Raw genomic sequence first — 22757 nt, 5'->3', positions numbered from 1 at the left:
AAGAGCGCTGTTGCAGCGCTACATCACAACGATCTCGGCCTTGGCGGGAAGCCGGTCGTAAAGATCGACGACGTCCTGGTTCAGCATGCGCACGCAGCCCGACGATGTCGCCTTGCCGATCGACTGCCAGTCGGGCGTGCCATGGATGCGATAGAGCGTATCCTGGCCGTCCTTGAAGATATACATGGCCCGCGCGCCGAGCGGGTTCTGAAGCCCGGGATTCATGCCGCCGTTTTCCGCCGAAAAGGCGCGAACTTCCGGCTGGCGCGAGACCATTTCGACCGGCGGTGTCCAGCGCGGCCATTTCTGCTTCCACTGGATCACGCCGCGGCCCGACCAGGCGTAACCGTCGCGGCCGAGGCCGACGCCGTAGCGCATCGCCTTGCCGTTTGCCTCGACCAGATAGAGGAAACGCGCCTTGGTATCGACGACGACGGTGCCGGGGCGCTCGGTCGTCTGGTATTCGACTTCCTGGCGCAGGAATTGCGGCTGGACGCGGCTGACAGGAATCGCCGGCAGGGTGAAATCCTCGTCGCGCTGCTCGCCGTACATTGCCATATGTACGGGATTGGTGAGCGGCAGTCCGTAGGTCTGGTGAAACTGGGTCTTGTAGAGTTCTCGCGTCTGCGGCACCGGCTGATCGGGGATCGGCCGCACCCGGCGCGGATCGACGCCCGGCGGCTGGTAGAAGACCGGCGAGGTTTCCTGGACGAAGCGGGCGGGCGAATCGGCAGCGACATCGGGGATCAGGATGTTGCAGCCGCTGAGCGGCGCCACAGCAATCATAAGCCCGGCAATCGGGAAAACCCGGCGCAGAAAATTCATGGGACCACCCTTATCAACGATCGGCAAGACAGCGATATCTGCCGACAGGATGGCACCCGCGGCTGGCGCGAGGCTGGCGTTGGGAGGAATGCCTAGAACCCATCAAGAGGTTCGAAGAGCCAGCTGCCAAAGCGGTCATGCCTCAGGGCCAACCCCACTGCTGAGCCAAACTTCCCGCCGTCAAGAACGCGGCAAACAGGAGCATCAGCGGAAAAAGCCGTTTTGCATACCAACCATGCTCGGCTGGAGTCATGTTCAGCAAGTCGCGACGGCTCGTGATGAGCTGAAGCATCAACCAGAACACAACTGCAAAAGTCACGGCAGCCGCAGCGAAGATTATGTTGCCAGTCATGACTAGAGACGACTACCTGTGCGAACGGGTGGGCCATTGCTAACCTGATATCAGGGGACGAGCAGAACACCCTTGCCATGGGCGGCAGCCAATTTGTGGGTCAGCGCGCGCCTCCAGCTCCGTCAGCCTGCCGCTATCGACGAAACGCCAGTTGCGTTCATACAGCGCGAAAGCCTCCGAGGCAGGCATCACGCGCGCGGGGTCACGATTCCAGACGAGCCCTTTCAGCTCGGGGAAGTCGTTGGCACGATCATGGTCTCTGCGTCCATCGTCATACCGGGAATATAGGCCCAATGGACCTGCATTTGAAGCGGCGGCGAAAAATCAGGCCGCCACGCCATGGAAGAAGCGGATGCTCTGTTCGATCTCGGCCGGCAGCGCCGAGGTGTGGTTGCCGGCGACGGTGTCGGTCTCGATATGGATGCCGGCGGCGCGGGCGCGGCGGGCGAGCAGATCGGCGCGGTCGTTGAAATGCGACTCTTCCGTGCCGTGAACCACCCGGATGGGGCATTTGAAACTGTGGGCGTAACAGAGCGCCGAACGCACCTCGAATTCATGCGCATTGCTGTCGTCGAAACGGATGTCCTGGGGATAGCGGCTGAAGAAGCGGAAGGCGTTGGGATTGCCCGATATCGGCGCGGCGGCGCGGAATTTTTGGGTGCTCATCGCCGTCAGCATGGTCAGCGTGCCGCCGATGCTATGGCCGGCGATGAACAGGCGGCCGGGATCGATGCCCGGCAGATGCGCCAGGCGCTCGGTGGCGGCAAGCACATCGTCGACCTCATCGTAGAAGCCGGAGAAATTGCCCCTCTGGCCGTTTTCGCCGCGCAGCGACGGCATCATCACGACATAACCCGCATCCATATAGGGCTTCATCAGCTGCCAGTGGCCGACGCCCATGGCATTGCCGCCGTGCAGGAAGAGCACGGCCGGCCTGGCGGTGCGCTCGCGTTTGTACCGGGAGACCCAGGCCGCCAGTTCCAATTCGCCGCCATAGCCGGAGCGGTAGAAGATTTTCTCGGCGTCGGCAGGCGCGGTCAGCGGTTCGTATTTATCCGGCGCCGGCCCCTTCTGCAGGAGTTTCGTGCGGAAGCGGCGGCGTACCGCGGCATAGTCGTGCTTGGCAAGGCGCGGCTCGTCGGGGACATCGAAGGCGGCCGCCATGCGCGGCAGGACGAGTGCGCCGGCAAGCCCCGCCAGCACGGCGCGGCGTTGGCGGAGAAAGGAATTTTGTTCATGCGAGCTCATGACGCAGCACCCAAATCATTTCCCCGGCACGCCAGATTTGCATCGGAAAACCGGCGCCGCCAATACACATGATGTTGAAAATATTGCCCTGCGTCATTGTTGCGCAGGTTGCAACGCAAAGCCTATCGCAACAGTCTACACCGGGAAGTCCGATCGTAAGCGAAATAGCGAATCAAATGCCGAAGCCGCAGATGGAACTCCAGGCCATCATTTCGAACAGTCCGCTGCTCTCGACAGTGCTCGAACGCTGGGACGAAATCGGCTTGCCTGATGGCCGCCTTGTCGCCGGCGCGATCGCTCAGACAGTCTGGAACCACGCCTTCGACTTCGCCCACAATCACGGCATCGATGACATCGATCTTGTTTATTTCGATGACAATGACCTGTCCGAAAGCGCGGAAGCAGAGAACTCGGCGCGTATTCGGAGCTTATTCTTCGATCTGCCTGTCTGGATCGATGTGAAGAACCAGGCCAGAGTTCATCTTTGGTACCAGCAAAAATTCGGACATTCGATCGCGCCATACACATCCACGAATGATGCGATCACGACCTTCCCGACGACGGCCGCCGCCGTCGGCATTCGGCCGGTGGATAAAACGCTGGATCTATATGCGCCCTACGGCTTGTCCGATCTATTGGCGCCGCTCATCCGCGCCAACAAGAAACAGATTGGCCGGGAGATCTATGAAAAGAAGGTCGCGCGGTGGCCTAAACTGTGGCCGGATCTTCAAATCATCCCCTGGGATGAGTAGGTGGGCCGGCCCCCGGTCACTCCGGCTTCGCATCGATCATGGCGACCAGTGTGCGCAGGCGGTCGGCCTCGTAAGGTGGCTTGTCGGGACGTAGGCGAGCGATGCGGGGGAAGCGCATGGCGACTCCCGATTTGTGCCGTGTCGAGCGGTTGATGCCCTCGAAGGCCACTTCGACGACAAAGCCGAAATCCTTGTCGGCACGCACGGCGCGCACCGGGCCGAAACGCTCGGTCGTGTTGTTGCGCACGAACTTGTCGAGCAGCTCGAGTTCGGCATCGGTGAAGCCGAAATAGGCCTTTCCCACCGGCACCAGCTGTTCGCCGTCCTCGTCATCGGCCCAGACGCCGAAGGTGAAATCGGAATAATAGCTGGAGCGCTTGCCGTGGCCGCGCTGGGCGTACATCAGCACCGCATCGACATTATAGGGGTTGCGCTTCCACTTGAACCAGGGGCCTTTCATGCGACCGGCCTGGTAGATGCTGTCGCGCCGCTTGATCATCACGCCCTCGATGACCGGATCGGGCGGGGCGGCGCGCAGAGCGTCGAGCTCATCCCATGAGGAGAAAGGCACGAGCGGCGAGAGGTCGAACCGGTCATGGGGCGCGCGGTCGATGATCTCGGAAAGACGCTCGCGGCGATCGACATAGGTGCGGCCGCGAATATCCTCCTCGCCGTCGAAAAGCATGTCGTAGGCACGGATGAAGGCGGGGTAATCGTCGAGCATCTTCGCCGTCACCGTCTTGCGGTTCAGGCGCTGCTGCAGGTCGGAGAAGGTGCGGGTCGGGCTGTTGGAACGGGCGGTGCCGCCGACAAGCAGCTCACCGTCGACGACGCCGGAAAAATTGATCGCCTCAAGAATATCGGGAAAAGCGCCCGAAATGTCGTCGCCGGAGCGGGAATAGATCTTCCGCCTGTCGCCGGAGCGCGACAGCTGGACGCGGATGCCGTCCCATTTCCATTCGGCGGCATAATCGGCCGGGTCGAGACCCGCCAGATCCCCCTCCTCCACCGCATTGGCGAGCATGACGGAATGGAAGATCGCCGGTGTCGCCAGCGCCGGCTTGTCGCCGCCGCCCGCGAGCCATTGGAACAGCGTCTCGTAAGGCGGCTGCAGGCCGTGCCAGAGGGTCTCGATCTCGGTGACGTCCTTGTCGCCGAGATCGGCCAGCGCCTGCTTGGCAAGACGGGCGGAAACGCCGATGCGCAGCGCGCCAGTCGCAAGCTTGATGAAGGCGAACCGGCCGGAGGAATCCAGCCGGTCGAGCAGATCGCGGACATAGGCGCGCACTTCGGTGCGGCCGAGCGCGTTCATGCGCTTGACGACCTCACCCAGGCGCGGCTGAGCCAGGGCCGAGCGGTCTATGTCCCGCTCATTGTCCCAGACGAGCGAGATGGTTTCGGCGAGATCGCCGACGTAATCGTAGGAATAATGAAACAGCACCTCGTCCATGCGCTCCAGCACCAGGTCGCGCAGCATCGCCGGCTTGACGTCGCGCAAGTCAAGCGTGCCGGCGATGGCGGCAAGGCCGTAGCCGCGGTCCGGGTCGGGCGTGTCGCGGAAATAGTCGGTGAGCAGCTTGAGTTTGCCGTTGCGGCTGGGGGTCAGGACCAGGCGGTCGAGGAGGTCGGCGAAAGCTTTCATATTGGCCTCCGCATTCCGGGGGAAAACCCCTCCCCAACTTGGCGAGAAGAAGACCCCTCCCCAACTTGGCGAGAAGAAGACCCCTCCCCAACTTCGCGAGGAGAAGACCCCTCCCCAACCCCTCCCCCCAGGTGGGAGGGGCTAACTCGCGGCACTGCTCTGCCTTCTTTCAACCAAAGCGTTCGCGGCGATGATTTTGTGGCGGGACGGCGCAGCAGGTTAAGCCCCTCCCCCTTGTGGGGAGGGGTTGGGGCGGGGTTTTGACGCGTTCTCCGGCTCATCTCAATCCGCCTCATCCTCATAACCCACCAGATGCAACGGTTTCGCCTTGATGCCCTGCAGCTGGCACCAGCGCACCAGCGCCTCTTCGCGCCCATGGGTCACCCAGACTTCGGCCGGGTGCAGTTCCCGGATCGTTTCGGTCAGTTCCGGCCAGTCGCAATGGTCGGAGATGACGAGCGGCAGTTCGACGCCGAGCTGTTTGGCGCGTTGGCGCACCATCATCCAGCCGGAGGCGAAGGCCGGCAGCGGCTCGTTGAAGCGTCGCGCCCAGCGGTCGGCGAAGGCCGAGGACGGGCCGATGACGACGGCGCCCCGGAAGGTGGATTTGTCGCGGCTTTCGATCGTCGCGGGCAGCAACTCGCCGAGATCGATGCCTTGGCCGATGTAATAGTCGCAGAGCTTTTCCATGGCGCCGTGGATATAGATCGGCTCGGCATAACCGGCATCGCGCAGCAGCCGGATGACGCGCTGGGCCTTGCCGAGCGCATAGGCGCCGACCAGATGGGTGCGCTCAGGAAATTGCCGGAGCGAGGCCAGCAGCTTGCCGGTCTCGTCGATCGGATCTGGATGATGGAAGACCGGCAGGCCGAAGGTCGCCTCGGTGATGAAGACATCGCAGGCGACCGGCACATAGGGCGCGCAGGTCGGGTCGGGGCGGCGCTTGTAATCGCCGGAGACGATGATGCGGGTGCCGTTCTTCTCGATGGCGATCTGGGCCGAGCCGAGCACATGGCCGGCGGGATGAAAACTCACCTTGACGCCGTTGATCAGCAGCTCCTCGCCGAAACCGGCGATCTGCTCGCTGGCGCAGAAGCCCTCGCCATAACGCAGACGCATGATGTCGAGCGTCTGGCGGGTGGCAAGCACGTTCACATGGCCCGGCCGGGCGTGATCGGAATGTCCATGGGTGACGAGGGCCCGTTCGACCGGCCGCACCGGATCGACATAAAAGCCGCCTTCCGGGCAATAGAGCCCTTCCGGGGCGGGATAAAGCAGCGCATCAGCTCTCATGGACCAAGAGATAGCGGGAAATGGGCGCGAGGCCAGAGGAAGCGATCGTCATCACCTGATCCCGTCGAGAAAGGATAAGATCGCGGCGTTGAACTCCGCCGGCCGCTGCAGCGGCGCGAAATGGCTGACGCCGGGCAGGTAGATCATCTGAGCGTCCGGGATGCTGCCGGCAAGATATTCGGCATGCTCGGCTTTGATGAATTCGTCGTGTTCACCGAGCACGATTGCGACCGGAACGCCGATGCGGCCGAGGTCCTCCGCCCCATAATTCGGCTCGGTGCGCATCATCAGGCTGACCGCCTCGACGAAGGAATTGAAATCGTCCGGCGTGGCGGACAATGCCGCATAGTCCTTGGCGTGGCGAGCGAAACATCGGTCGATGACCGGGGTAGGAACGAATTCCAGCGTGCCGCTCGGATCCATGTTGCAGGCGAAGAAGAAGACGCCCTCGACACGCGACGGCGCCGTCATGGCGAGGATCAGCGCGATGCAGGCGCCGTCGCTCCAGCCGACGAACGCCGCCGTTTCCAGCCGCAGTTCGTCCATGACCGCCAGCACGTCGGCGGCCATCAGCTCATAGCTATAGGGACGTGCGTCGCGGGTGCTTCGGCCATGGCCGCGGCTGTCGATCAGCACGACGCGGCGGCCGCTGGCAAGGAGCGCCGGGACCTGGTAGCCCCAGTTGCCGCTATGGCCGAGGCCGCCATGCAGCAGAATGACGGCCGGGCCTGTGCCGTAGCTCGCATACCAGATGCGGGCGCCGGCGCGCCCGACATGGCCTTCGACAGCAGCCAACGGCAGCGGGGCCGCCCCCTGCGCTTCGAAATGGATGAGTTCGTCGTCCTGTCGTTCCATAGCGATGCCAATCCTTTCCGGCGAATAGCCCCGCGCATAGAAAAGCCGGAAAACAGCCCAAGAACAACCAGAATCGCTTTTTAGCTGTTGCCTCTTGCCATACAATCAGGGGGAGCAGAAAGATGGGCAGGAAGCTTTTCTATTGCGCGGCGGCAATCGCGCTCGCAGCCGCCGGCATCTATCTCAACAATACCAGCCTCATTGCCGAGCATCGGCCGGGAAAGCCGGTGCTGCTCGCTCATCGCGGCATCGCCCAGCGGTTCGACGAGACCGATCTGAAGAACGACACCTGCACGGCGAGCCGCATGCTGCCGCCGAAACACGACTATCTGGAAAACACCATCCCCTCGATGCAGGCGGGCTTTGCCGCCGGCGCCGACATCGTCGAGATCGACGTGCATCCGACGACGGATGGCGAATTCGCCGTCTTTCACGACTGGACGCTCGACTGCCGCACCGATGGACACGGCGTGACCCGCGAGCATTCGATGGCTGAGATGAGGAGGCTCGACATCGGCTACGGCTATACCGCCGATGGCGGCAAGACCTTTCCCTTTCGTGGCCGGGGCATCGGCATGATGCCGACGCTGGCGCAAGTGCTTTCGACCTTTCCGGATCGCCGCTTTCTCATCAATATCAAGAGCCGCGATCCGTCCGAGGGCGAAAAGCTCGCCGCCGTGCTGAACGGGCTTCCGACCGCACGGCGGGCCGACATCATCGTCCATGGCGGCGACGAGCCGATCGACGTGCTCGGCCGGCTGACACCCGATATCAAAACCGCCTCGCGCAAAAGCCTGAAGGGCTGCCTGTTCGGCTATATCGGCTATGGCTGGACCGGCCTCCTGCCTGAGGCCTGCAAACATCGGATGATGCTGGTGCCGATCAATATCGCGCCGTGGCTCTGGGGCTGGCCGGACCGCTTCCTCAACCGGATGGAAGATGCCGGAACAGAAGTTTTCGTGCTCGGCCCCTATCGCGGCGGCGGTTTTTCCACCGGCATCGACGATGCCGCGCAGCTGGCGCGACTGCCGCAGGATTATGCGGCAGGCCTATGGACGAATGAGATCGAGACGATCGGTAAGTTCATGAAATGAGGTGGAGTCGCCGCGAGCCTCAGAACTCCACCCAATCGCCGCCGGCGACTGCCGCATTGCCGTGGAAGGCCGCGTTCACCTTCGCGGCCATTGCCCGCGGTGCCGATGGGATGGGTCTGGAGGCAGCGGTTGCCACGGCGGGGCGTGATTGGCGCAAGGCCGCGCTTCCGATGTTGAACTGCCCCAGCAGCTGGAAGAGCGCATCGGCCTCCTTGGCAAGACTGTGGGCGGCGGCCGTCGATTCCTCGACCATGGCCGCATTCTGCTGCGTGCCCTGGTCCATGGTGTTAACCGCGGTGTTGATTTCCTTCAATCCCGTCGCCTGCTCCTTGGAGCTTTCGACGATCGCAAGGACATTGCCGTTCACCTGCTGAACCTGAGCGACGATCTCTTCGAGCGCCTTGCCGGTTTCCCCCACCAGGCTCACTCCGCTCTTCACGTGCTCGTTGGAGGCGCTGATCAGCTCCTTGATCTCCTTCGCCGCTTTGGCCGATCTCTGAGCAAGTTCGCGAACTTCCTGTGCGACCACCGCAAAACCCTTGCCGGCATCGCCCGCGCGTGCCGCCTCGACGCCGGCATTCAGCGCCAACAGATTGGTCTGAAACGCGATTTCGTCGATCACGCCGATGATATTGCCGATCTCTGCCGACGATGTCTGGATCTTTCCCATGGCTTCGACGGCGCTACGGACCACCGCCCCGGAACGCTCGGCGTTCTCGCGCGTCCTTCTCACCAGTTGGCCGGCCTCCTGAGCGCGGTTGCTGGAATCGGAGACCGTTGTGGTGATCTCTTCCAGGGCGGCGGCGGTTTCCTCGACGGAGGCCGCCTGCTGTTCCGTGCGCTTCGACAAATCGTCCGAGGCGGAGCGAACTTGCTGAGCTCCGGCGGCGATGCCGGTTGCGTTTTCGGCCACGGCCTGCATCGCTGCGCGCAGCTTGCCGACAGCGGCGTTGAAGTCGGTTCGGAGTTTTTCCAGGGTCGGAATGAACGGGGTTGCGACTTCCTGGGTCAAGTCGCCGCCAGACAGGCCCGTCAACGATGCCGCCAACTGATCGACATTATTGACGCGGGCAGTGACGTCGGTCGCGAACTTGACGACCTTGAACACCTTGCCGTTCATGTCGAAGATCGGGTTGTAGGAAGCCTGGATATAGACCTTTCTGCCGCCCTTGCCGATGCGCAGAAATTCATCAGCCACGAATTCGCCACCTGACAGGCGCGTCCAGAACCGCCGGTAATCGTCACTGTTAACGTAAGCGCTGTCGCAAAACATCGAATGGTGGCGCCCCTGGATCTCGGCAAGCTGATAACCGAGCGCCGACAGGAAATTCTCGTTTGCCGTCAGAATCTCGCCCTTCGGTGTGAATTCGATAACCGCCTGGGCGCGCGACAGTGCGCTTATCTTGCCGGCATCCTCGGCGCTCTGCAGCTTCTGCTTGGTGATATCGGTCGCGAACTTCACCACCTTGTAGGGTTTCCCGCCGCTGAATACCGGATTGTAGGAGGCTTCGATCCAGATCTCCTTGCCGCCCTTGCCGATGCGTTTGTACTGGCGCCGATCGAACTCGCCTCGGTTGAGCCTCGTCCAGAACTCGCGATAATCGGCCGACGAGGCTTCTGCCGGCTCGACGAACATCCGGTGATGCTGGCCGACAATCTCGGACAAGTCGTAACCGAGGGCAGCACAGAAATTGGCATTGGCCGTGAGAATCTTGCCGGTAAGGTCGAATTCGATGATGGCCTGCGACCTGCTCATCGCGGCCAGCACGGCCTTGGCATCCGAACCGAAGCCGAATCCTATTTTCTTCATGCTGTTCCCCCTCGCTCAAATCGAGCGCATGACTGCCGCCACCCACCGCGGGCTTGCGCTGGACGGGCACCCCGAAAATAAAATCCGATAAATTCTTTAAGCTTCCTTTAACCGAGCCGTCGCGAAACCGGATGCGTGATATCCGAGCGATGCTGAAAGAAAACCGAATATGATCAGCCATTTGCATCAGGACTTGGCGTCGGAGCTGATCTTTCGGGACGTTGTCAAACGTGCCGCCACCGATTTTATTCGCCATTGCCGGCTTCGAATGTTTCGAAGAGCCGTAAACTCTTTGTTAAGCAATGGCCGCCCGCCTATTTCAGGCAGTCAAGGGTCTTTCCGTTTTTTCTCTGCAGATGCATATTCTGCCGTGCTTGGAGCATGCAGAATCAACTTCCGATACGAGCGGATAAGTGGACACCTCAGCCGCCAGGCGCCGCGAATGCCATCGGAGAAAGACATGCCGCTCGAGGCCGAGTTCAATCGAATTGAGGAAGTCGCCGCAGGCTTCAAGACGCATTACGAAGTCTTCAAATACGTGAAGCGTCTTACGCAGGATCTGGGAATGACGGCTTTCCTGATCATGACGCTTCCTTCGGTCGATGTCGTCGAAATCGGCGCGACGAAGATCATCACCAACTGGCCGGCGGAAATGGTCGATTATTACGACGCCCATAACCTGATGGTCGACAGCCCGGTCATCCGGAGGATGCTGAGATCGACGAGCCCCTTCAATTATGATGTCGAGGCGATCAATACCGATCGCGGCGAAGGCAAGAAGTCCACCGTCATCGAGTTGTTCAGGCGGTACGGCATGGAAAGGGGCGCGTATTTTCCCGTTCATGATGCCGCTGCCGGACGCGGTGCGATGTCGATTTCGGGGTCTCGGAATTTCAGCATGGTCGAAATGGCGAAACTCCTGTTTATCGCGACGCTCATCTATGATCGGCTGTCACAGCTGACATTGAACGAGAAACACAAGCCGGTTGCCTTTACGCAGAGCGAGCTGGACTGCTTGAGGATGACGGCTGGCGGCAGGAAGAGCAGCGAAATTGCGAAGCTTCTCGATCTGTCGGAAAGCGCGGTCAACAATCAGATCGGCAGCGTGATCAGGAAGCTGGGATGCACGACGAGAACGCAGGCCGTCGTCAGCGCTCTGCGTCTCAATATCATTCGGGTCTGACCGCCCGATCCACTCGCGATCAGCAAGCCGAGGAAAAGTTCAGGGCAGCTGCCCCTGCAGCAATCGGGAAACCTCCTCCGGCGGGACGGGTTTCGAGAAGCGGTAGCCCTGCGCCTCCTCGCAACGTGCCTGCCGCAGGAAGTCCATCTGGGCATCGGTCTCGACGCCTTCGGCGAGAACTGACAGCTTCAGCGTCTGCGCCAGCGAGATGACGGCCGAGGCGATGGCGACGGCCGTCTTGTCACCCGGCAGGGCCTCGACCAGCGAACGGTCCATCTTCAGCCTGTCGAAGGGAAAGGTCTTTAGGGCCGCAAGGCTGGAATAGCCGGAGCCGAAATCGTCGATCGACAGGCGCACGCCGAGCGCCCTCAACTGCTCCATCATGGCGAGCGCACGCTCGGCATCCTGCATCACCACGCTTTCGGTGACCTCGAGCTCCAGCCAGCGGGATTGCAGGCGGTTGCGCTCCAGCGCCTCGGCGACGTGGCTCGCAAAATCGGGATCGGCGAACTGCTTCGCCGAAACATTGACGGCGATCGTCACCGGCGTCAGGCCCATATCCTGCCAGTTGCGCGCCTGGCGGCAGGCCTCGTTCAGCACCCAGAGGCCGAGGGGAACGATGAGGCCGGTCTCTTCGGCAATCGGGATGAAACTCGCCGGCGGCACCCTGCCCTTTGCCGGATGGTTCCAACGGACCAACGCCTCGATGCCGGTGATGCGGCCGGTGGCGACATCGACCTGCGGCTGATATTCCAGGAACAGCTGATCGGCTGTTATCGCCTGATGGAGCTCCTCCTGCTCGCCGCGCGGCATGCCGACCCCGCTGCTGTCGCCATCATGATGCTGCAGCGTGTTGCGGCCGAATTGCTTGGCGCGATACATGGCGCGATCGGCATTGGCGAGAAGCTCTTCCGAGGTGGAGCCGTCGACGGGAAAGGCGGCGACGCCGATGCTCGAGGTGATGATGATCTCACCGCTCTCGCCTTGCATCGGCCGAGTAATCGCCTTCTGCAGATCGCGAAGGCGGCGGGTGATGCCGGCATCGTGGCTCGACTGGTGGACGAGCACCACGAGGAATTCGTCTCCGCCGAGCCGCACCACCATATCCGAGGGACGGATGCTGTTGGCCATGCGGGTGGCGATCTCCTTCAACACCTCGTCGCCGGCGGCATGGCCGCGGCCGTCATTGACGTCCTTGAAATTATCGAGATCGATATAGGCGACCGTGACCTTGCGGTTATTGCGCCGGGCCTGGTCAAGGATGCCGGCCAGCCTTTCCTTCAGAAAGGCGCGGTTCGGCAGGCCGGTGAGATCATCATGATGCGCCATGAAATGGATGCGATCGTCGACGCGCTTGCGTTCGATGGCAATGCCGGCGATGTGGGTGGCGAGCGCCACCAGCTTCATTTCATGCTCGGTGGGACGGCGCACCTCCCTGGAATAGAGGGCGAAGGTGCCGAGCACATTGTTCTCAGAGGTAGCGATCGGCGTCGACCAGCAGGAGCGAAAGCCGAATGGGGCAACCAGCGCGCGGAAATCCTCCCACAGCGGATCACACATCACGTCCTCGACGATGACGGGCTGGCCGCGCCAGGCGGCGGTACCGCAGGAGCCGACCTTCGGGCCGATCGTGACGCCGTCAATGAGCCGGCTGTAGCCGCCGGGAAGATTGGGAGCCGCACCGTGATAAAGCCTGGTGCCCTCGCCGTCGAGCAGGAGAACCGAGCCGTCGATACCCGTCAGCTGGGCTTCGATCATCAGCACCAGCGCCTCGAGGATCATCGGCAGCGGTTCATTGCGGGCAATCATCTCGAGCAGTTTCGCCTGGCCGCGATGAAGATCCTCCTGCAGCTTGCGTTCGGTGATATCGCGGGAAACGCCGATCAGGCCGACGACCTCGCCGCGATCGTTGCGCAGTGGTATTTTCGAGGTCAGCCGGCAAACGGGCTTGGCGGCGCCGGGAAGGACGACCGTCTCCTCCATGTCGATGCGGGCTTCGCCGGTCGCCATGATCTGCTGCTCGATATCGAAATGGCGGCGCGCCGCCTCGAAATCGAACAGGTCGAAATCACGCTTGCCGGCAATCTCTTCGGCGCTGAGGCCGAGGCTGGCCGCCGTGACGGCGTTGGCGAAGACAAAGCGGCTGTCACGATCCTTGACGTAGAGGAAGTCCGGAAGTTCGTGAATGATCGCCTTCAGGCGCAGGTTCTCGACGCCTTCCGAGAGGTGATGGGCGGTCGACGCCATCATCGCCTCGGTCGCGGCAACGAAACGCCGCGTTTCGGCCGTCAGGGAATCGACAGATTCCCATCGCCTGGCACTCGCTTCGTGCATGACGCCATTCTCCCCCAGCGGCTGAAGGCCCATTCCGCAAAATCCATTTATTTTCCCTTTAAAGTAGTCCGTATTCCCTTCAGGTTGCTTAAATGAAAGGGTGAACAACGCACCAATATAAGCGGCGAGATCCTGCCATCGGCCCCCTGTCGCAGCAAGAATTTCGGATTGAGGTGAAGGGCCTGTGCCAAAAGAAGACAGGCGGGCTGGCACGTTTTCTGCTACGGGCGCGTCATGACAGGAGAGCCCGGAATGCCCTTTCGCCGCGATATGCTGCTCTTTCTCGCCGCCTCCGCACTTGCGGGCGGGACGTCGCGGGCGCTTGCCTCGCCGCTGACGGCTGCCAGCCAGCCGGATCTGCGCGGTGCGATCGACGCGGTGGAATATCGCGCCGTTCCCGAAAGTGGGGACCGTAAGACCCGCAACCTGGAGCAGATGATAAAGCAGGCGGCGGCCGAGAACGTGCCGGTCTTCCTGCCGCCCGGCACCTATAAGATCTCCAACCTCACCCTGCCCGACAATACCCGCATATCAGGCGTGCCCGGCGCCTCGCGGATCGTCTATACCGGGGACGGCCATCTGTTTGCGGCCGAAAACATCAGGCGCATCGAGCTTTCCAATCTCGTCATCGACGGCGGCAACCGCTGGCTCGGCGATTATGCCGGCGGGCTTCTGCAATTTACCGGCGTCGACGAGGTGCTGATCGACAATTGCGAGATCGGCGGCAGCCGCAAGCACGGCCTGCAGCTGGAGCGCTGCGGCGGGCGGATCGAACGCAGCCGCATTTCGGGCGCCGCCCAATCCGGGCTCTACGCGGTCGATTCCGCCAATCTTTCGATCGTTGCAAATACGGTCTCGGATTGCGGCAATGGCGGCATTCTCGTGCATCGCTGGAAGAAGGCGGAGGACGGCACGGTCGTTTCCGGCAACCGGATCTTCAACATCCGCGCCAATGACGGCGGCACCGGTCAGAACGGCAACGGCATCAACGTCTTTCGCGCCGACGGGGTGATGGTGGTGAACAACCAGATTTCCGACTGCGCCTTTACCGCCATCCGCGCCAATTCGGCCTCGAACATCCAGATCAGCAGCAACCAGTGCCGGCGCTCCGGCGAGACGGCGATCTACGTCGAATTCGCCTTCGAAGGGGCGGTCGTCTCCGCCAATATGATCGACGGGGCGGCGAACGGCATCTCGATCGCCAATTTCGACGAGGGCGGGCGGCTCGCGAGCGTCACCGGCAATGTCGTGCGCAACCTGACGCTGAAAGGCCCCTACACCCACGAGGTCGGCTTCGGCATCGGCATTGCGGCGGAAGCCGATACGCTGGTGTCCGGCAATGTGATCGAGGGCGCGCCGCGCTGGGGCTTGCAGATCGGATGGGGGCCTTATCTCAGAAATGTCGTCGTCAGCGGCAATGTGGTGCGCAAGGCGCCTGTAGGATGCGCGGTCTCGGTCGCCGAGGGGGCAGGCACGGCCGTCATCACCGACAACATCTTCCAGGAGGTTAGCCAAGGGGCGGTGCTTGGCTTTGAGTGGGACAGACAAGTCTCCGCCGAAATGGCGGGCGGCCGCGCGCCTTATGCGCAGCTGACCGTCGAGCGAAACCGCGTATCATGACACGCGGCTCCGCCTTTGCTCAGTGCGTCTGGTAGGTGCCGGTGACGGTCGCTTCCGCCAATGCGTGTTTCTTTGCCTCCGCCCACATCGCGCTGATACCGGCGGCATCCGGCGTAGAAAGCTTCGGCACGTCGAGGGCCGCGAGGCGGAAGATGTAGTGATGCGGGCGATCGCCGGCCGGCGGCTGCGGGCCATCGTAACGGGCGTTGCCGAAATCGTTCTTGTAGAAGCGCGGCGCCTGCTCCGGCGCCGTATCGACGCTTTCGGCAAGTGCGCACCACTGCGCTGGGATATTGGCAATGCCGCAATGGCGGAACGTGCCATGCGGAGCATCCGGATCCTCAACCATCAGAGCAAAGCTCCTGGTCTCCTCGGGCGCGCCGCTCCAGGTAAGCGGCGGAAAGAGATTCTCGCCGGCGCGCGCATATTTCTTCGGGATCGGCTGATCCTGGGCAAAAGCCTTGCTGATCAATGTCAAAGTCACGACGTTCTCCTTCTAAGGGGGCTCCTTTCTGATCGGGGGCTCCTTGATGTTCAGGGCTCCTTCATCGTCAGGGACGACCGCTTCCCTTTTTATGCTCGCTCTCCTGATTGCGGCCGCGCATCATGGCCCGGTCGTCATTGCGGGTATCCGGGTCGGCCTTCAGATCATTGCCTTTGCGATAGGCTTCCTTCGCCTGCGCATTGCGTTGCAGATCTGCCCTGGCGTCGAAATCCTTGCCGGCATTTGCGGTTTTCTCGCGTTTCTCGATGACACGAAGCTGTTGTTCATGCGTCTTCTTGCCTGTCATGAGTTCCTCCTTTGCCTGGCCTGCGCTGCGCACGCGGCTCATCGCTTTTCGGCGTCTCGACGACGCCAATCCCAGGGTCCAACCCACCGGCTCTCTCATTGTTCCCAATTGTGCTCGATCCCCCGCATCAAAAGCTTTCATCGTCCCATCAGCGGCGAGGACTTTTCCGAGGGTGATCCGGCGTTTACGGTTTCTGCGACACAGCGAGGGGATATCGTCATGCTGACAATCTATGGGGTCTATCGATCGCGCGCCTCACGCGTCTACTGGATGGCGGAGGAACTCGGGCTCGAATTCCGCTCCGTGCCCGTGCTGCAGGCCAGGCGGCTTGCCGACCCGCTCGCCGAGGAGGCGCCGCTCAACACGCATTCGCCCGATTTCACCGCCCTCAACCCGATGGCGCAGATCCCCAGCATTCGCGACGGCGACCTCGTCATGCACGAGTCGCTGGCGATCAATCTCTATCTCGCCCGCAAGCATGGCGGGCCGCTTTCCGGCAAAACCGTCGAGGAAGACGGATTGCTGACGATGTGGACGATCTGGGCGGCCTCGCAGGTCGAGCCGCATTCGGTGCGGATCGTGCTCACCTATGATAACGGGCTTGAGAACAGCGACGACGGCAAGCAGACGATCGCCGCCGCCTGCTACGGGCTGCGCCGGCCATTTGCGGCGCTCGAAGGTCACCTTGCCGGCCGGCAGTGGATCGTCGGCGACCGCTTCACCGTCGCCGATCTCAATATCGCCGAGGTGCTGCGTTATGCCCAGAGCGAGACGGATCTTTTCGACGCGCATCCGAACGTCAAGGCCTGGATCGAACGCTGCCAGTCCCGCCCGGCTTACAAGGCGATGCAGGCGGCCCGCAGCAAGGAACCGATCGAGGTTTAGCGCTACCGGAAAAGCGCCAGCGTGCCGGCCATTTCCTCGCGGATCCAGGCCTTGAAATCCTTGACCTTCTTCGGCTCGCGCATGCCTTCGGCCGTCACGAAATAATGGCCGAAGCCGGTCTTCGCGCGAATGCCGAACGGCGCCGCCAGCCGGCCTTCGGCCAGCGCAAAGGCGGCAAGCGTCTGCCAGGCGAGCATGACGCCCTGGCCGGCGATCGCCGCATCGAGGCACAGCGAGGCGTCGTTGAAGACGTGGCGCGTCGCAAGCGTCGCGCCCGACAATCCGGCCTCGCGCATCCAGACTTCCCAGCTGAACATGGCCGGGCCATCGATGATGGCCGGCAAAGCGAGGATATCGGCAGGCTGTTTCAGGTTCGCCGCCATCTCGGGCGAACAAACGGGAAAGACCTCCTGCTCCAGCAGCAGCTCGGCCTTCACATCGGGCCATCTGCCGGCCCCGACGCGGATGCCGATATCGACGTCGCCGAGCGCGGGATTGACGAGGTTGGTCGTTGCATCAAGCCGCAGCTTGATGTCGGGGTAACGCTCGGCGAAGCGATCGAGCCGGCAGACGAGCCAGCGGGCGGCGAAAACCGGCGCAACCGAGATGGTCAGGATCGTATCGTCCTTGCGGCTTGCGATCGAGACTGCCGCAGAAAGACGGGCAAAGCCCTCGTCGAGCGCTGCGAGCACCGGCCGGCCGGCTTCGGTGGCAATCATGCCCCGGGCGGTGCGCTCGAAGATCACCTGGCCGAGTTGGGCTTCGGCCTTGATCACCTGCTGGCTGACGGCGCCGACCGAGACGCCGAGCTCGTCGGCGGCCGCCTGCAGGGAGCCGAGACGACCGACGACCTCCAGCGCCCTGAGGCCGTTGAGATGGACGCTATTCAGGTTCTTCATATAGTTTTTCTATAATGTCGCCGCGGTAATCTCAATTGAAAAAGCACGGGCGCAGGCAGACATTGCGAGCATACAGGATCCCGCTCGACCGGCGATGGCACGATGAGCGGGAGAGCTTGTTCGGCACCAGCCGCCGGTTGGTCACCTTTCCGCGCCGCTGGAGAATGCGAGGCTTGCCATGTCGTGGCTGAAGTTTTTCTTGATGTCTGCCGCGCGGACGCAGATCGACCCGGCCTGGAAGGATGACCCGCTGCGGCATCCCGAGGTCCAGCGCATGTCGCTGCGCGAAATCGCTGATCTGCCGCTGGGAGCGGAGACCGGTTTTCATGCCGAGGCCAGGTCGCAGCTGGCGAAATGCGCGTGAGCACCGCTCCCGCGCTTTGCTGATTCGCGTTATGCTAAACGGCAGACGCCTGCCAGCAAATCACCGGACCGTCGTCGGGATCGATGCGCTCGCCGGCGCGGATAAAGCCGTTGCGTTCGAGGACACGCTGCGAAGGGATGTTTTCCACGGCTGTATCGGCTGAAACGAGAGTTACGCGCGGGTCCTGCCGCGCCCATTCCAGCAATTCTCCTATGGCGCGTGTGACGGATCCACGTCCTTGGCGGCTGGGCGCGATCCCATAGCCGATGTGGATTTCGCCGTTCTGAGGTGCGCGAATGATGGAGCACAGCCCGACGATTTCGGTCTCCTCCACAATCATCCAGACCGATGGGATAAATTCGGCGCCGATCTCGGCTGCAATCCTGGCCAGCATCTCCAGAACCTCAGGAGGCGCGATGGCGCTATCGGAAACCAGGCGCGTGTTTACAGGCGCGAAACCGTTCAGCAACGCGTTGAAATCATGGGCCGTCAATTCGATGATCATATTCTTCTCGACATTGAGCATGCGCCGGTTTTGGCGCGTCAAGCCGAGCGATGGAACGAGATTAGCCCTCGATCAATTTCGAGCTATGTCTCGCCGTTCGCCTCGGCCGGTGCGTTCTGAATATTTTGCGACGGCAAACAAAGGCATTCTCCTGTTGGGGCATGATCCCGGAATGAGCTGATGCGGCTTGATATTGAAGTTCATCGGGTTCTTTGTCCAGGCTTCGCAAGAAGCAGCGCCGGAGCGCGTCCTTCGAGGCTTCGCCCTTTGGGCTACGCGCCTCATCAGGATGAGGAGCGCTGGAGGGGGCCGCAGCCAATGGAGGCGTTGGTGGTTCCGAACCGGAGCGTCCCGAGAGCCTCATCTTGAGGTGCCCCGCAGGTCGAAGGACGAGGCGGGCATGCTGCCGTTGAAGATGCCGTCGATTATCTCGTCGGATTGGCCGGATCCTCGCTGACGCCGACGCGGTGGCGATAGACCATTTCCCAGCCTTTCCAGCCGTTGAACAGAAGAAGGGCGGTGGCGATCAACGACAGCACCAATCCGGTCGGCACGATGAAGTCGCCACCTTCGGCCAATCGGCGCCAGAGGTTGACGGCCTCGATCAGGACGAGGACGACATTGCCGATCATATGGAACCAGGCGTCGCGCAGATCGCGAATGTGGCTGTCGCAGAGAAAGTCGGTCAATCCGGCAACTGCCGCCAGCGCCGCCATGACAAGGCCGGCACCGAGCATCCAGTTTGTCGCAACTGCCCAGGCCGGATCGCCCGATCTGGCGTAGACGATGTCGACGACAAGCGTGCCGACGAAGGCGGCGATGGGGAACGGGATCAACATCGGGTGGATCGGATGACCGGCAATGCTCAAGGTGCTTTTCGGGTTCATCCTATTGTCCTCCGACCTTTTTCAATGCGTCTTGCCTGTGGGCAGCGATATGATCGCTCTTGTCGCTCTTGATCTCGTACTGGGGCGATGCCTCCGTCGCCCGGTGCCGATGGCCCTTGTAATCGAAATCCCGGGTGTGGATCGCGATGATGCGGCCGGAGACTTGCCCAGCCTCCGAATTCCAGGTGACGTGATCTCCCCGAGCAAATTTGGCCATGGCGCACAACTCGTCAGATGCCACAGAGTATGCGTCAAACATCCAGACCGCCTGCTTTGTTCCCGTCATGACCGACAAGCTGAAACCCATAGCTGTGGAGAAGAGGCCTGCGTGCTTGACCCCGTGCGGTCAACGGCCCGCCCCCCCCGCAAAAGGCGATCGCCCGGCCGGAGCCACCGAGCGTGAAGACCGTTGAAATATCGAGCGCGCGGTGATAATTGCTGCGTCGGGTCTGCAGTTCACCCAGGCATCGCCGTTCTCCGGAACACGCTAAACCTGACAATGACCGAGATATGGACACCGATCCCGTGCCATGTCGGAAGGGCGATCACCGATACTCCATCCGGAACGGCACGACCAAAGGATAGGTCATGTCCAGAAAACTCATCCCGCTCCAGGTGAGCAATGCCTCCGCATTTGCCAAGTCGCTGCGCCTGCAGCTCTCCGCCCATGAGGGGCTTCCCTCTCACCTGCAGTTCTTGAACATGCTGGCACGGGCTGCCGGTTACGGCAATTTCCAGAGCCTGCGGGCGCAAACTGATCTCGTTGACAGCGAGGCCCTCCCCCCGACAGCGGCGCCTGTCGCCGACCCCGCGGTCGACCGAAAGCATATCGCCCGTGTTCAACGCAGGTTCGACCAAAAGCTTCGCTTGATACGCTGGCCCTCGCGGCGCATGGATCAGATCACGGCGCTTTGGATTCTCTGGTCGTATATTCCTTCAGCGAGGGAGATGTCCGAAAAAGAAGTCAATGCCCTTCTTCGCGACAGGCACCTGTTTGGAGATCACGCTTTGCTGCGTCGGGAACTTTGCGACCTCGGCCTCATGCGCCGGACGCGCGACGGCAGCGTCTACCGGCGCGTCGAACGATCGATGCCGATCAATGCGGCGACGATCCTGCGTCAACATTCCCAGCGCCAAGCACACTGACCGCCGTTGCGGAGGCGTCCGATCGAAGACGGCCTTCGAAACGGCGCCTCATTCCTCTTTCGTATCATCGTCGCCGGGCTGCCGCTTGCGGCGCGAACGGAGATTGCCGAAGCCCATATAGTGATCGGCATCCGAGGTGTTCCATCGGCCGGCAAGAACGATGATCGCGATGGCCGCGGCGACGATAAGCAAGGCATAGATTTTGTCCATGCGTTGAATGTAGCGCAGGCGAAGATCGGTCAAAGGTCGTGGCGACATAGGACGAAGTGATCGATCGAAACGCAACTTGCCCTTGCACGAATCCCACTTCGCGCTAGCCTGCGTTCGCAAGCCCCATCGCCGCCCGAGTCGGCTCGCTTCACATCCGAGGGAATAGACATGCCGGCTTTGATCGAAGCACGGGGCGTCAGCAAGCGCTTCCGGCAGCACAAGAGATTTCCGGGTCTGCTCGGCGCCTTCAAGACGCTGGTGACGAGCGAATATACCGAGGTTCAGGCCGTTTCCGATATCGGCTTCGATATTACGGCCGGCGAGGCCGTCGGCTATCTTGGCCCGAACGGCGCCGGCAAATCGACGATGATCAAGATGATGACCGGCATTCTGGTGCCGAGTTCAGGCACGCTTTCGGTGCTCGGCCGCACGCCGCATCTCTCCCGCATGGACAATGCGCGCGAGATCGGCGTCGTCTTCGGCCAGCGCAGCCAGCTGTGGTGGGACCTGCCGCTGATCGACAGTTTCACGCTGCACCAGCGCATCTATGATATCCCGGCTCCCCGTTATGCCGACAATCTGCGCCAGTTCAGCGAGCTGCTCGACCTCTCGCCCTTCCTCGACCGGGCGGTGCGCCAGCTCAGCCTCGGCCAGCGCATGCGCGCCGAGATCGTGATGTCGCTGCTGCACGATCCGAAGATCCTCTTTCTCGACGAACCGACGATCGGGCTCGACGTGGTCGCCAAGGATGCGGTGCGGCGCTTCCTCGCCGAGATCAACCGCGAACGCGGCGTCACCATCATCCTCACCACCCATGACCTGCAGGACATCGAGACGATCTGCCCGCGGCTGATCATGGTCGATCACTCCAGGCTGATCTTCGACGGCGAATTGCGCAGCCTGCGCGCCGCCCTCGGTTCAGCCCGGCGACTGACGCTGGAATTTGCCAGCGACCCCGGCCCTTTGCGGCTCAGCACCGCGTCGCTCGTCAACGACGAGGGCCTGCGCAAGGAATATCTGATCGAGCGCGAGGATGTGTCGCTGGTCAAAATCCTTTCGGAGGTCGGCAGCGACCGCGATCTCAAGGACGTGGCGCTGCACGAGCCCGACATCGAAGAGGTCATCCGCACCTTCTACCAGGGTCGCAACGCCAGGGCCCGGGCCTCATGAGCGCTTACCTCGCTTTCACGCGCAACGCCCGGGCGCCGACACCATGAATGCGTATCTTGCCTTCACGCACAACGCCCAGGCGCCCACACCATGAGCGCTTATCTGGCCTTCACACGCAGCGCCTTCCACGCGCAGCTCGCCTATCGCAACGAGGTCTGGGCCAATATTTTCGGCAAGATGGTGCAGGTCGTCGCCCGTGTCGCCATCTGGCTCGCCGTCTATGCCGGCGCCGGCGCGACCGTGGTCGACGGCGTCTCGCTGCAGCAGATGGTGACCTACGCCCTGCTCGGCGGCGCTGTGATGGGCGCCAGCCGCCCGGAAAGGGTCATCGGCGAGATCGGCCGCTCGCTCAAAACAGGCGATATCGCTGTCTGGCTGCTGAAGCCGCTTTCCTATCCGCTCTATCTCTTCGCCAATGAATGCGGCAGCTTTTCCTATCGTCTGGCGACGCAGGTGATCCCGACCGTTGTCTTCACCGCCTTGATCTACGGCATGCTGGCGCCGGCAAGCCTGTTTCACGGCCTGATGTTTGCCGTCTTCTGGTCGCTGTCCTTCGTGCTGATCTTCCTGATGTCGGCGCTGTTCGGGCTGATCGCCTTCTGGCTGATGACGAGCTTCTCGCTGGACTGGATCCTCGGCGCCCTATTGCATCTCTTCTCCGGCCTGCTGGTGCCCTTCTGGTTCTTCCCCGAGCCCTTAGCGACGATCGCCCGTCACCTGCCCTTCGCCTGGGTCGTCTATTATCCCAATGCGGTCTATCTCGGCAGGCTTTCGGTGGCCGACACCTGGTTGCATCTCGGCCTCGGCTTCGGCTGGGCCGGGTTGTTCCTTTTGGGCGTGCTCTGGCTGTGGCGCCTGGCGTCGCGCCGCATCACCGTGCAGGGAGGCTGAT

At 62.1% G+C, this 22757-nt stretch carries 24 protein-coding genes; 9 read left to right on the top strand and 15 right to left on the bottom strand.

The window, feature by feature from the left end:
• Positions 1–18: 18 nt before the first annotated feature.
• The 3 genes from QWJ46_RS18590 to QWJ46_RS18580 form a co-directional block, all read right to left on the bottom strand.
• Entirely contained in the window at positions 19–825 is an 807-nt protein-coding gene (locus QWJ46_RS18590) for a L,D-transpeptidase (protein WP_302752698.1), read from the bottom strand.
• 142 nt (positions 826–967) lie between these two features.
• Positions 968–1177 carry a hypothetical protein gene (locus QWJ46_RS18585; RefSeq protein ID WP_184460505.1) on the bottom strand — a complete coding sequence of 70 codons (210 nt, stop codon included), beginning with the start codon at positions 1175–1177 and terminating at the stop codon, positions 968–970.
• A gap of 324 nt (positions 1178–1501) precedes the next feature.
• The gene (locus QWJ46_RS18580) at positions 1502–2425 is read right to left on the bottom strand and encodes a S9 family peptidase (RefSeq protein ID WP_302752696.1); all 924 of its coding nucleotides are present in this window, start codon (positions 2423–2425) and stop codon (positions 1502–1504) included.
• A gap of 176 nt (positions 2426–2601) precedes the next feature.
• Between QWJ46_RS18580 and QWJ46_RS18575 the strand changes: the two genes are divergently transcribed.
• Complete coding sequence (locus tag QWJ46_RS18575; RefSeq protein WP_302752694.1) at positions 2602–3177, top strand: nucleotidyltransferase family protein; 576 nt, start codon at positions 2602–2604, stop codon at positions 3175–3177.
• 16 nt (positions 3178–3193) lie between these two features.
• On the opposite strand, the gene QWJ46_RS18570 is transcribed toward QWJ46_RS18575, so the two are convergent.
• The 3 genes from QWJ46_RS18570 to QWJ46_RS18560 all read right to left on the bottom strand — a co-directional run bounded on the left by QWJ46_RS18570 (position 3194) and on the right by QWJ46_RS18560 (position 6967).
• Entirely contained in the window at positions 3194–4819 is a 1626-nt protein-coding gene (locus QWJ46_RS18570; protein WP_302752692.1) for a cisplatin damage response ATP-dependent DNA ligase, read from the bottom strand.
• 282 nt (positions 4820–5101) lie between these two features.
• Positions 5102–6112, bottom strand: coding sequence for a ligase-associated DNA damage response exonuclease (locus QWJ46_RS18565; RefSeq protein WP_302752691.1), 1011 nt, complete (start codon positions 6110–6112; stop codon positions 5102–5104).
• 51 nt (positions 6113–6163) lie between these two features.
• Positions 6164–6967 (bottom strand): alpha/beta fold hydrolase, encoded by an 804-nt coding sequence (locus tag QWJ46_RS18560; protein WP_302752690.1) that lies wholly within the window; start codon positions 6965–6967, stop codon positions 6164–6166.
• Positions 6968–7089: 122 nt separating this feature from the next.
• Between QWJ46_RS18560 and QWJ46_RS18555 the strand changes: the two genes are divergently transcribed.
• Complete coding sequence (locus QWJ46_RS18555; RefSeq protein ID WP_302752689.1) at positions 7090–8061, top strand: glycerophosphodiester phosphodiesterase family protein; 972 nt, start codon at positions 7090–7092, stop codon at positions 8059–8061.
• Positions 8062–8080: 19 nt separating this feature from the next.
• Here QWJ46_RS18555 and QWJ46_RS18550 read toward each other — a convergent pair whose 3' ends face one another.
• Positions 8081–9871 carry a PAS domain-containing methyl-accepting chemotaxis protein gene (locus QWJ46_RS18550; RefSeq protein ID WP_302752687.1) on the bottom strand — a complete coding sequence of 597 codons (1791 nt, stop codon included), beginning with the start codon at positions 9869–9871 and terminating at the stop codon, positions 8081–8083.
• A gap of 460 nt (positions 9872–10331) precedes the next feature.
• Here QWJ46_RS18550 and QWJ46_RS18545 point away from each other — a divergent pair, with 460 nt between their 5' ends.
• The gene (locus tag QWJ46_RS18545) at positions 10332–11054 is read left to right on the top strand and encodes a LuxR family transcriptional regulator (RefSeq protein WP_184460522.1); all 723 of its coding nucleotides are present in this window, start codon (positions 10332–10334) and stop codon (positions 11052–11054) included.
• 39 nt (positions 11055–11093) lie between these two features.
• Here the strand turns inward: QWJ46_RS18545 and QWJ46_RS18540 are convergent, their stop codons facing one another.
• Positions 11094–13388: an EAL domain-containing protein gene (locus QWJ46_RS18540; protein WP_302752686.1), complete on the bottom strand. Its 2295-nt coding sequence runs from the start codon at positions 13386–13388 to the stop codon at positions 11094–11096.
• A 252-nt stretch (positions 13389–13640) separates the two neighbouring features.
• Between QWJ46_RS18540 and QWJ46_RS18535 the strand changes: the two genes are divergently transcribed.
• Positions 13641–15008 (top strand): TIGR03808 family TAT-translocated repetitive protein, encoded by a 1368-nt coding sequence (locus tag QWJ46_RS18535; RefSeq protein WP_302752685.1) that lies wholly within the window; start codon positions 13641–13643, stop codon positions 15006–15008.
• A gap of 19 nt (positions 15009–15027) precedes the next feature.
• On the opposite strand, the gene QWJ46_RS18530 is transcribed toward QWJ46_RS18535, so the two are convergent.
• Positions 15028–15492: a YbhB/YbcL family Raf kinase inhibitor-like protein gene (locus QWJ46_RS18530; RefSeq protein WP_184460514.1), complete on the bottom strand. Its 465-nt coding sequence runs from the start codon at positions 15490–15492 to the stop codon at positions 15028–15030.
• 67 nt (positions 15493–15559) lie between these two features.
• A complete protein-coding gene (locus tag QWJ46_RS18525; protein WP_302752738.1) occupies positions 15560–15799 on the bottom strand; it encodes a hypothetical protein in 240 nt (79 codons plus the stop codon).
• 219 nt (positions 15800–16018) lie between these two features.
• Between QWJ46_RS18525 and QWJ46_RS18520 the strand changes: the two genes are divergently transcribed.
• The gene (locus QWJ46_RS18520) at positions 16019–16684 is read left to right on the top strand and encodes a glutathione S-transferase family protein (RefSeq protein ID WP_302752683.1); all 666 of its coding nucleotides are present in this window, start codon (positions 16019–16021) and stop codon (positions 16682–16684) included.
• 2 nt (positions 16685–16686) lie between these two features.
• On the opposite strand, the gene QWJ46_RS18515 is transcribed toward QWJ46_RS18520, so the two are convergent.
• Positions 16687–17583 carry a LysR substrate-binding domain-containing protein gene (locus QWJ46_RS18515; RefSeq protein ID WP_302752682.1) on the bottom strand — a complete coding sequence of 299 codons (897 nt, stop codon included), beginning with the start codon at positions 17581–17583 and terminating at the stop codon, positions 16687–16689.
• A gap of 178 nt (positions 17584–17761) precedes the next feature.
• Here QWJ46_RS18515 and QWJ46_RS18510 point away from each other — a divergent pair, with 178 nt between their 5' ends.
• Complete coding sequence (locus QWJ46_RS18510) at positions 17762–17947, top strand: hypothetical protein (protein ID WP_302752681.1); 186 nt, start codon at positions 17762–17764, stop codon at positions 17945–17947.
• A gap of 34 nt (positions 17948–17981) precedes the next feature.
• Here the strand turns inward: QWJ46_RS18510 and QWJ46_RS18505 are convergent, their stop codons facing one another.
• The 3 genes from QWJ46_RS18505 to QWJ46_RS18495 form a co-directional block, all read right to left on the bottom strand.
• On the bottom strand, positions 17982–18473 hold the full coding sequence (locus tag QWJ46_RS18505; protein WP_302752679.1) for a GNAT family N-acetyltransferase: 492 nt from the start codon (positions 18471–18473) through the stop codon (positions 17982–17984).
• Between the two features lie 404 nt (positions 18474–18877).
• The gene (locus tag QWJ46_RS18500; RefSeq protein ID WP_302752677.1) at positions 18878–19339 is read right to left on the bottom strand and encodes a DUF2231 domain-containing protein; all 462 of its coding nucleotides are present in this window, start codon (positions 19337–19339) and stop codon (positions 18878–18880) included.
• 1 nt (position 19340) lies between these two features.
• Positions 19341–19556 carry a DUF2945 domain-containing protein gene (locus QWJ46_RS18495; protein ID WP_302752675.1) on the bottom strand — a complete coding sequence of 72 codons (216 nt, stop codon included), beginning with the start codon at positions 19554–19556 and terminating at the stop codon, positions 19341–19343.
• A 371-nt stretch (positions 19557–19927) separates the two neighbouring features.
• On the opposite strand from QWJ46_RS18495, the gene QWJ46_RS18490 reads away from it, so the two are divergent.
• Complete coding sequence (locus QWJ46_RS18490) at positions 19928–20485, top strand: DUF2087 domain-containing protein (RefSeq protein WP_302752674.1); 558 nt, start codon at positions 19928–19930, stop codon at positions 20483–20485.
• A gap of 48 nt (positions 20486–20533) precedes the next feature.
• Here the strand turns inward: QWJ46_RS18490 and QWJ46_RS18485 are convergent, their stop codons facing one another.
• Positions 20534–20695, bottom strand: a complete 162-nt coding sequence (locus tag QWJ46_RS18485) for a hypothetical protein (protein WP_184459491.1) — start codon at positions 20693–20695, stop codon at positions 20534–20536.
• Between the two features lie 168 nt (positions 20696–20863).
• Here QWJ46_RS18485 and QWJ46_RS18480 point away from each other — a divergent pair, with 168 nt between their 5' ends.
• Together QWJ46_RS18480 and QWJ46_RS18475 are read left to right on the top strand one after the other, a co-directional pair.
• On the top strand, positions 20864–21865 hold the full coding sequence (locus QWJ46_RS18480; protein WP_302752672.1) for an ATP-binding cassette domain-containing protein: 1002 nt from the start codon (positions 20864–20866) through the stop codon (positions 21863–21865).
• A 90-nt stretch (positions 21866–21955) separates the two neighbouring features.
• Positions 21956–22756 carry an ABC-2 family transporter protein gene (locus QWJ46_RS18475; RefSeq protein WP_302752670.1) on the top strand — a complete coding sequence of 267 codons (801 nt, stop codon included), beginning with the start codon at positions 21956–21958 and terminating at the stop codon, positions 22754–22756.
• The last annotated feature ends 1 nt before the right edge of the window (position 22757 follow it).

The sequence above is a fragment of the Rhizobium sp. CBN3 genome (genome assembly GCF_030518245.1).
Lineage (GTDB): Bacteria > Pseudomonadota > Alphaproteobacteria > Rhizobiales > Rhizobiaceae > Rhizobium > Rhizobium aethiopicum_A.
Note: the sequence above shows the minus strand (reverse complement) of the source record. Positions and strands in the feature narration are given on the sequence as shown.

Coding starts and splice junctions, on each gene's coding strand:
- QWJ46_RS18510 (WP_302752681.1), top strand. CDS start 17,762: ATGTCGTGGCTGAAGTTTTTCTTGATGTCTGCCGCGCGGACGCAGATC.
- QWJ46_RS18570 (WP_302752692.1), bottom strand. CDS start 4,819: ATGAAAGCTTTCGCCGACCTCCTCGACCGCCTGGTCCTGACCCCCAGC.
- QWJ46_RS18575 (WP_302752694.1), top strand. CDS start 2,602: ATGCCGAAGCCGCAGATGGAACTCCAGGCCATCATTTCGAACAGTCCG.
- QWJ46_RS18500 (WP_302752677.1), bottom strand. CDS start 19,339: ATGAACCCGAAAAGCACCTTGAGCATTGCCGGTCATCCGATCCACCCG.
- QWJ46_RS18560 (WP_302752690.1), bottom strand. CDS start 6,967: ATGGAACGACAGGACGACGAACTCATCCATTTCGAAGCGCAGGGGGCG.
- QWJ46_RS18580 (WP_302752696.1), bottom strand. CDS start 2,425: ATGAGCTCGCATGAACAAAATTCCTTTCTCCGCCAACGCCGCGCCGTG.
- QWJ46_RS18475 (WP_302752670.1), top strand. CDS start 21,956: ATGAGCGCTTATCTGGCCTTCACACGCAGCGCCTTCCACGCGCAGCTC.
- QWJ46_RS18555 (WP_302752689.1), top strand. CDS start 7,090: ATGGGCAGGAAGCTTTTCTATTGCGCGGCGGCAATCGCGCTCGCAGCC.
- QWJ46_RS18545 (WP_184460522.1), top strand. CDS start 10,332: ATGCCGCTCGAGGCCGAGTTCAATCGAATTGAGGAAGTCGCCGCAGGC.
- QWJ46_RS18550 (WP_302752687.1), bottom strand. CDS start 9,871: ATGAAGAAAATAGGATTCGGCTTCGGTTCGGATGCCAAGGCCGTGCTG.
- QWJ46_RS18485 (WP_184459491.1), bottom strand. CDS start 20,695: ATGGACAAAATCTATGCCTTGCTTATCGTCGCCGCGGCCATCGCGATC.
- QWJ46_RS18535 (WP_302752685.1), top strand. CDS start 13,641: ATGCCCTTTCGCCGCGATATGCTGCTCTTTCTCGCCGCCTCCGCACTT.
- QWJ46_RS18480 (WP_302752672.1), top strand. CDS start 20,864: ATGCCGGCTTTGATCGAAGCACGGGGCGTCAGCAAGCGCTTCCGGCAG.
- QWJ46_RS18515 (WP_302752682.1), bottom strand. CDS start 17,583: ATGAAGAACCTGAATAGCGTCCATCTCAACGGCCTCAGGGCGCTGGAG.
- QWJ46_RS18505 (WP_302752679.1), bottom strand. CDS start 18,473: ATGCTCAATGTCGAGAAGAATATGATCATCGAATTGACGGCCCATGAT.
- QWJ46_RS18565 (WP_302752691.1), bottom strand. CDS start 6,112: ATGAGAGCTGATGCGCTGCTTTATCCCGCCCCGGAAGGGCTCTATTGC.
- QWJ46_RS18590 (WP_302752698.1), bottom strand. CDS start 825: ATGAATTTTCTGCGCCGGGTTTTCCCGATTGCCGGGCTTATGATTGCT.
- QWJ46_RS18520 (WP_302752683.1), top strand. CDS start 16,019: ATGCTGACAATCTATGGGGTCTATCGATCGCGCGCCTCACGCGTCTAC.
- QWJ46_RS18490 (WP_302752674.1), top strand. CDS start 19,928: ATGTCCAGAAAACTCATCCCGCTCCAGGTGAGCAATGCCTCCGCATTT.
- QWJ46_RS18540 (WP_302752686.1), bottom strand. CDS start 13,388: ATGCACGAAGCGAGTGCCAGGCGATGGGAATCTGTCGATTCCCTGACG.
- QWJ46_RS18585 (WP_184460505.1), bottom strand. CDS start 1,177: ATGACTGGCAACATAATCTTCGCTGCGGCTGCCGTGACTTTTGCAGTT.
- QWJ46_RS18525 (WP_302752738.1), bottom strand. CDS start 15,799: ATGACAGGCAAGAAGACGCATGAACAACAGCTTCGTGTCATCGAGAAA.
- QWJ46_RS18495 (WP_302752675.1), bottom strand. CDS start 19,556: ATGGCCAAATTTGCTCGGGGAGATCACGTCACCTGGAATTCGGAGGCT.